Source organism: Arthrobacter sp., from assembly GCF_048266065.1.
Taxonomy (GTDB): domain Bacteria; phylum Actinomycetota; class Actinomycetes; order Actinomycetales; family Micrococcaceae; genus Arthrobacter_H.
Genome location: NZ_JBLXAH010000021.1, coordinates 1 through 7,059, shown reverse-complemented (window position 1 = coordinate 7,059; position 7,059 = coordinate 1). Strand labels below are relative to the sequence as shown.

Annotated in this window: 8 protein-coding genes; 5 read left to right on the top strand and 3 right to left on the bottom strand. The window is 66.0% G+C overall.

The genetic code is table 11. The annotated features are described in order from the left end of the window. Positions 1-84 precede the first annotated feature (84 nt). The 3 genes from ACN0TP_RS18310 to ACN0TP_RS18300 all read right to left on the bottom strand — a co-directional run bounded on the left by ACN0TP_RS18310 (position 85) and on the right by ACN0TP_RS18300 (position 2,129). Entirely contained in the window at positions 85-771 is a 687-nt protein-coding gene (locus ACN0TP_RS18310) for a peptide deformylase (protein ID WP_417221406.1), read from the bottom strand. Positions 772-779: 8 nt separating this feature from the next. Then, complete coding sequence (zapE, locus tag ACN0TP_RS18305; RefSeq protein WP_417221404.1) at positions 780-1,898, bottom strand: cell division protein ZapE; 1,119 nt, start codon at positions 1,896-1,898, stop codon at positions 780-782. A 66-nt stretch (positions 1,899-1,964) separates the two neighbouring features. After that, entirely contained in the window at positions 1,965-2,129 is a 165-nt protein-coding gene (locus ACN0TP_RS18300; RefSeq protein ID WP_417221401.1) for a hypothetical protein, read from the bottom strand. Between the two features lie 53 nt (positions 2,130-2,182). On the opposite strand from ACN0TP_RS18300, the gene ACN0TP_RS18295 reads away from it, so the two are divergent. The 5 genes from ACN0TP_RS18295 to ACN0TP_RS18275 all read left to right on the top strand — a co-directional run bounded on the left by ACN0TP_RS18295 (position 2,183) and on the right by ACN0TP_RS18275 (position 6,861). Continuing rightward, the gene (locus tag ACN0TP_RS18295) at positions 2,183-2,737 is read left to right on the top strand and encodes a GNAT family N-acetyltransferase (RefSeq protein WP_417221398.1); all 555 of its coding nucleotides are present in this window, start codon (positions 2,183-2,185) and stop codon (positions 2,735-2,737) included. A gap of 731 nt (positions 2,738-3,468) precedes the next feature. Then, positions 3,469-4,575, top strand: a complete 1,107-nt coding sequence (locus tag ACN0TP_RS18290) for a tyrosine-type recombinase/integrase (RefSeq protein ID WP_372699256.1) — start codon at positions 3,469-3,471, stop codon at positions 4,573-4,575. After that, positions 4,572-4,910 carry a helix-turn-helix domain-containing protein gene (locus tag ACN0TP_RS18285; protein ID WP_372699255.1) on the top strand — a complete coding sequence of 113 codons (339 nt, stop codon included), beginning with the start codon at positions 4,572-4,574 and terminating at the stop codon, positions 4,908-4,910. Before ACN0TP_RS18290 ends, ACN0TP_RS18285 begins: the two co-directional genes overlap by 4 nt. Before the next feature lie 571 nt (positions 4,911-5,481). Next, positions 5,482-6,432, top strand: a complete 951-nt coding sequence (locus ACN0TP_RS18280) for a recombinase XerD (RefSeq protein ID WP_417221396.1) — start codon at positions 5,482-5,484, stop codon at positions 6,430-6,432. Between the two features lie 60 nt (positions 6,433-6,492). Continuing rightward, the gene (locus ACN0TP_RS18275; RefSeq protein ID WP_417221395.1) at positions 6,493-6,861 is read left to right on the top strand and encodes a hypothetical protein; all 369 of its coding nucleotides are present in this window, start codon (positions 6,493-6,495) and stop codon (positions 6,859-6,861) included. Positions 6,862-7,059: the final 198 nt, after the last annotated feature.

The window sequence follows — 7,059 nt, the reverse complement described above, 5'->3', positions numbered from 1 at the left end:
CCGCACCCTATGGACCCTTGCTATTGCGTCGGCGTTTTAAAGTTCGGGCTCAGCATTATTGACCCACGCACCTAGGCGGTCCGGCTAGAATCCCAGCCCGGCGCGGGCGGCCTCGATTCCCGGGGCCGCCCAGCGTGCCGCGTGCTCGGTGCTGGAGGCCAGGCTGCGGGTGATGGCCTTGTCGATGTAGACCGTGCCGTGCAGGTGGTCGGTTTCGTGGGCGAAGATCCGGGCCTGCCAGCCGGAGAAGGCACGATCGATGCCCTCGCCGCGTTCGGTGGTGTACCTGACGCGGAGGTCGGCCGGACGTTCCACGACTGCCTGGTAGCCGGTGAAGGACAGGCAGCCCTCGTAGAAGGCAGCGGTCCGGTCCCCGTGCGCCGCGTAGGACGGGTTGATCGCCGCGAAATAGTCCAGTGTTTCCCGTTCGCGGACCGCTGCGGCGTCGGCAGCGGGCTCGAAGCGGTCCTCCAGCACGGCGATGCGCAGCGGCAACCCGATCTGGGGTGCGGCCAGACCCACGCCGGGTGCGGCCTGCATGGTGGCCCGCATGACCCGCAGCAGCCTCTCCAGGGTGTCGTCGGGCAGTTCGCCCGCGTATTCCGGGGTGCCGGCGCGCAGGACGGGATGCCCCAGCTGGACGATGGGCGGCAGGGTGGTGGCCACCGGCACGCCGTCGTCGTCCCAGTGGACCGCGGCGACCATTGTCTCCACGAGGTCGAGCAATGCGGCGGGGGAGAGGTCCCCGTTCCTGAGGTGGTTCGATGCCACGATGTGTCCTATTCGTTGTTCCCGGTGCTGCCGACCGGCTCCCGGCCGACGCCCCACGGGTGTAGTGCCGACAGCCGGCTGGCCAGGCGGGCGGCGTCCACCGGATGCCCGCTTGCGGCCGTGGGATCCGGTGCGGTCATGCAGATGAGGTCGGTGCGGATGTCCCGGTCGTAGAGCACGTCGATGAGGTTCGCCAACCGTTTCCAGGCGCTGGGTCCGGCCCGGTCGGGTGCCGGGATCCCGTCGATGACGACGTGGTCGAATTCCCCGGCCAGGTACAGGTAGTCGGACGCGGCGGTGGGGCCGTCGCAAATGGCCCGGAAATCCAGCCATACCTGTCCGGCGGAGGCCCGCAGCGCCGGGAACCCATGGGTTGTCGGCTTGAGGTGGGTCTGTTCCTCAGCCGCGGGAATCGTCAGGCCTGCGGCGTGTAGTTGCCGGGCCGAACCGGGGACCATGAGGTGCCCGGCCGCATATCCTGTGCCACCGCCCGGGCCTGGGGCCACGGTCCGGTAGTCGGTTCCGCCGTCGAGCAGCGTGACCGTCATCGAGTGGTTGATCAGCTCGATCGTCGACTCGAAGAGGTGATGGAAGTACTCGCTGGGCAGCAGCTGGTCCGGGGCAGAGTTCGACGTGGAAATCAGCAGGATCCTGCGTTCGAAGATCGCCTTCAGGGTCCGGGCGAAGAACATGGCGTCTCCGGGATCGTGCACGTGGAGTTCGTCGAAGCACAGCACCCGGGTGTCCCCGAGCAGCTCGTCCAGGGCCCGTTCGATGGGTGGCCTTCCGTCGGCCTCCTGCGTCCCGGCGGCGTGGGTCCGGGCGTGCAGTTCGCGGAAGAAGTCGTGGAAGTGCAGGCGGCGCTTGTGTTCGGTCTGGACTGCGGAGTGGAGCAAATCGAGCAGCCATGACTTGCCGCGCCCTGGCGGGCCGTGGACGTACTGGTGGCGTGGGGGCCCTGCCTGGCGGCGGGACAGTGCATCGGAGGCCGCCACTGCGAGGTCCTGCATCAGCTCCTGTTGTTCCGCATCGGGCTCCAGGCCGCGTTCCGCAGCGGCGGCCAGCATCCGATCGAGGATTTTGCGCCGTGAATTGCGGGCGCCAAATGCCAGGGACGAACGGGTCATCGGTCACCCATCCCCACGTGTCCTCTTCGCCGGACGGCGACGGGGCAGCCGGACGCTGAACGAGGGTTACGCATCGGGCAGTGCGGTGCTCTCGTCGGTGCCGGACTGGTTGGTCCGGGCGTCCTGGATTCCCCGTCGGACCGCTGAACGGACGGTAGTGTGCAAAACGTAGAAGAATACGATGAGGCCCAGCAGTCCAAGGACCAGGGAATTCAAGGCGGTGGCGTCCATGACGGGGAGTCTAGCCGGTGCACGCCAACACCGGATGACGGCAAGGAGTCGACGTGGAAGCCGATGACGCCGTCAGGCTCGCCTTTGACGCCGCACAGGAGGGGCTCCCCGCCGGACAGACAGCGGCCTTGGTCCTCCGAGAAGCCGGCTGCGACGACATCCAGGCCATCATGGAACTCAATGACCGTGCCAAGCGCGCCGGCGGCACCCTGGCGTCCTACCTTGCCGTCGTGGAGGACGCGCAACGACTTCTTGTCGTGGCCTGCAGCGGCACCGACGTGGTCGGTTGGGCCAAGACGCATTGGTGGGGGCATGCGGACGAATCGGCTCCCGCAGGCCACTATCTGGGTGGTGTCACCGTCGATCCGGCGTGGCGGCGTCGGGGGATCGGAACCAAGCTGACCAGGATTCGACTGCACTGGATCTGGGGGAGGACCCCGGATGCCTGGTACGTCGTCAACGCCACGAACACCGCATCCATTGCGATGCACCGGGACTTCGGCTTCACCGAGATCGCCCGGGCCACTGCGTTCCATACGACGGGATTCGAGGATGGGAACGGCTTGCTGATGCACGCACAACGACCCATCGGGTTTCCCAATCAGTAAAATTCTTGGGGGAGTCGCCAGGACCTCGCTGCGTTGGTGGTTGCCTTACCGAGGGGCGGTCCGCTCGAGCGGGATCGGAAAGGCTCCCGTGTGGATCCCGTCTTCAGGCTTGGATAATAGCCAGCCACCGTGGCCCGCAGGGATGCCCGTTTCGTGCACCATCGAATTGACCAATGTTGCCAGAGTCGGGCTGGCATGGCGGCCGGTGGCCGTGCGGTCGGCGGGCCTGAGGCCAACGGGCGGATCTTGGCGATCACGTCATGTCTGCGGCAGGCGTCGTCGTTCAGGATTGCGCGTACCGAAAGCCCGCTGGTGGTGACCGCGGATCGTTCGTCCTCGTCAACGTGAGCATTGAGGGCAGGCAAGAGGTTGCAGGGCAGGTGTCCGAAATCGGTACGCGGAAAATCGCCACAAGACGACTGTGGCAACCTCTTCACGGATCGATTGTCAGTACGCCGATAATCTACATTATGTCAACTAGTACTCTGTGTATCTCGTCGGATGAATCATCCAAGCCCTCTCCCGCGGCCGTTCGGCTCCGGACGCTCGTCGCCCTCTGGGCCGCGGTGTTTCAGGGGTCCACCGAATTGGAGCGGCAGCGGCAGCCTTTCCGCGGACCTGCGCAGAGCAGGACCTGAGGCCCCGAGAAACCACCCCTGACTTGCTCGTTTGCTTAGATGATGCAAGTGATGAATCATTGATTCAATCTTTGCAGCGGACTTGGAGGCGGAATGGCGGTCGATGGATCAGGGCGGGTGTATCTGCTGGGCTCCGTTCCGCTCTTGCATCCCGAACAGCAGACCTTGGACGAGATGCTGGACGGCTGGCGCAACCAGCAGCTCTCGCGGAACCTCAAGTTCGACACGATCGACCAGCGCGCCCGGTATGTCCGCAGGTTCGTGGACCACGTGAACGAGTTTCCCTGGAATTGGACGCCGGCCCACGTCGAGGAGTACTTCGGGGACCTGCGCTCGATCCGGCGCGTGAGCCATGCGACACTGCGCGCCCACCAGTCCGCGCTGCGCCACTTCACCTCATACGTCTCCAACCCCGACTACGGCTGGGATAGGGCCTGCGAGCAGCTCTTCGGCACCCATCCCGCCCAGGTCTTCTACGAGTGGAACACGGCCACGCACGTGCAGGAGTTCGAAGGCCGCCCCGCCAAACGGCCCTTCACCAAGGAGGAACTCCAGAGGGTCTTCGACCACGCCGACGACGAGGTCGGACTCATCGAGGCCTCGGGCAAGAAGGGCTGGCAGGCGGCCTACCGCGACGCCGTCATGCTCAAGGTGGCCTACTCCTACGGGCTGCGGTTCAACGAGCTCCGGCACCTGCAGACCGTCGACTTCGCAACCAACCCCCGCGCCCGCGGATTCGGGAGATTCGGGGTCTGCAAGGTCCGCTTCGGCAAGTCCCGCAGGGCCTCGCCGCCCAAGCCCCGCAGCGTGCTGACCGTCTTCGACTGGACCGCAGGCATCCTGGAGGATTGGCTCGCCAATGGCCGCGGAACACTCCACACGCCCGACCTCTTCCCCAGCGAACGCGGTGGCCTGATCGTCGAGTCCACCCTCCTGCGCCGGCTCCGGCGGTACCTCGACGAACTGGGAATGCCGTCGGACGGGCTGGACCTGCATTCACTACGGCGCTCCTACGCGACGCACCTGCTCGAAGCCGGGTGGGATCCTAGATTCGTGCAATACCAAATGGGCCACGAACACGCCTCCACCACCGGAATCTACCAATTCGTCAGCGACGACTTCCGCAACACAACCCTGCGGGCCTCCCTGGACCGCACGCTGGGCGAGGCCCTGGGACCGCAATCCGGAGGAGAGCAATGAAGCGCCAAGTCGAATACACGTGGCGGCTGGCCGAGCTGATGGCGGCCCGGGGACTGCACAACACCACCGACCTCATCCCCCTGCTGGCCGAACGCGGAATCAGCCTCTCCAGGCCCCAGGTCTACCGCATCGTCAACCAGAAGCCCGAACGCGTAGCCCTGCAGGTCATAGCCGCCATCTGCGACATCTTCTCCTGCGGCCCCGAAGACCTCATCACCGTCACCGCCGCCGACGTCCGGGCACGCAAGACCGGAACCAACAACTCCCCCAACGTCGTGGACCTCAACCGGACCGTCCGCCCACGCCGCGCCCGCATCATCGACGATGACGACTGAACCACCCGCAGGATTCACGCCGCGCAACACCGCCCGCGGCCGCCCCCGCACGAACGGCTCCGTCCAGTGCTCCCGCTGCGGCCGCGCCGCCGGCAGGGCACGGGCGACTTGGCCAGAAGGCAAGATCTGCGGTCCCTGCTTCACCTTGGCGACCCGAGCCCGCGGCACCTGCCCCGACTGCGGACAGCACAGACTCCTCCCCGGCCCACCCTCACGCGAGGGAGGACCGCGGTGCGCACCGTGCGCCGGCATCCACCACGACTTTCACTGCACCCGCTGCGGCCACGAAGGCGAGTTCTACCGCCGCGGCATCTGCGCCCGCTGCGCCCTCAGGGACGACCTCACCGCCCTGCTGCTCACCAACCCAGCCGATCCGAAAAGCACAGCAAGTCTAATCAACGTCCTTTGCGAGGCGGAGCGCCCCGAAAGCGTCATCACGTGGAAGCGCTCCCCCAAGGTCCAAGCACTTTTGGCATCCCTCTCGAGCGGCCAGACACCTCTGACCCACGAAGGGCTCGACAGCCACAGCGACAGCGCAGGACGAGCAGCCGACCACCTCCGGGCACTGCTCATGCACCACGACCTTCTCCCCCAGCGCGACCCGTACCTCAGCCGCTTCGAGACCTGGATAGACGACAAGCTCCGCGCCCTGCCGGCCGAAGTCGCCAAACCCGTCGAACACTTCGCCAAATGGCACCACCTCAGGCGCATCCGGGCCATGGCAACCCCGGACTCGACTGCCCGCGGCCCCGTGCATGCAGCCAAACAAGAGATCACAGAAACCATCAAATTCCTCTACTGGCTCTGGCAGACCCACCAGCGCACCGCCTCCACCAGCACCCAGCAGGACGTTGACACCTGGCTCTCAACGGGACCAACCACAAGAAAGGCCATCCGGACGTTCTTCGTGTTCGCGAAGAAGTCCGGCACGAACACGCGTGTCGAGATCGGCCACTACAAGGCCAAGAGCCGCCCGGCCATCACGCAGGACGAACGCCTCGCGTGGCTCCGGGAAATGCTCACCGGCACCAGCGAGTCCCTGCCCTACAGGGTCGCCGGCATACTGCTTCTCCTCTACGCCCAGCCCCTGGTCCGGGTGGCCGCGCTCCGCAGCGACACAATCAGCGTCAACGACACCACCGGGACGCTGAGCATCACCCTCGGCACGCATCCCGTGCCCGTCCCGCAGCCATTCGCGGAACTCCTCACGCAACACCTCCAAAACCGCCCCAATCTCAGAACGGGATCGGGGACGGACAGCCCCTGGCTCTTCCCGGGAACCCGGACAGGCCAGCATCTCCACCCCAACACCATCATGGACAGACTCCGCAGCCTCGGCCTCGAACTGCGCGGCGCGCGAAACACCGGCCTGGACGAACACCTCGCCCTGGCGCCGCCACCACTGGTCGCCGACGCACTCGGCTACAGCCACCAGGTCGCATTCCTCCACTCCGAAGCCGCAGGTGAACCATGGACCCGCTACGCCGACCTCAAATCGAACCGCAGTGTCCGCCAGCCCTAGGTGCCGCCCGCCTCAGCCGTGCTGCCGCTGCCGGGAGCCCATGGACGATAGCCTTTGCAAGTGCACACTGACATGCCAGCCACCCCTGGTTCCAATCGACGATTCGGGCTGATGCGCCTGACCCCTCGCCAAGCACTGCTGGCGCTGGTTCCTGCGGCCCTTGCGTGCGCGGCCGTCGCTGTCGGCGCCGGCTTTCTGCCCCCGGGCGTCCTTCTGGTGCTGGCAGCCGCAGGTTCAATTCCCGCGATGCTGGTCGTGGCCTGGGGGACCCTGAAGTTCCGCAGCTACTACGAGGTCAAGCGCTCCAAGGCGGACCTGCTGACCATGCTCTACGCCACCCTCATCCAGTTGTTGGCCCTGGCCCCAACCGCCTACCTGTTTGTCACGATGCTGAGCAGCTACGACGCGCTGGCGGGCCAGACACCGTAGCCATCCACCAACTCCAGCCCGCGAAACGATGGATGGACCGAAACGGTCGCGCATGAGCCACAGAGCGACCGACTCCTTGTTCTTTGCACCATTACCTGCTGCCTCGATTCACGAACACGCCCGGCCTAGGTGCGTGGGTCGGTAGTCGTTTGATGCCGGCCAGCGTTTCATCAGAATATCCATTGGGTATCGAAGCGG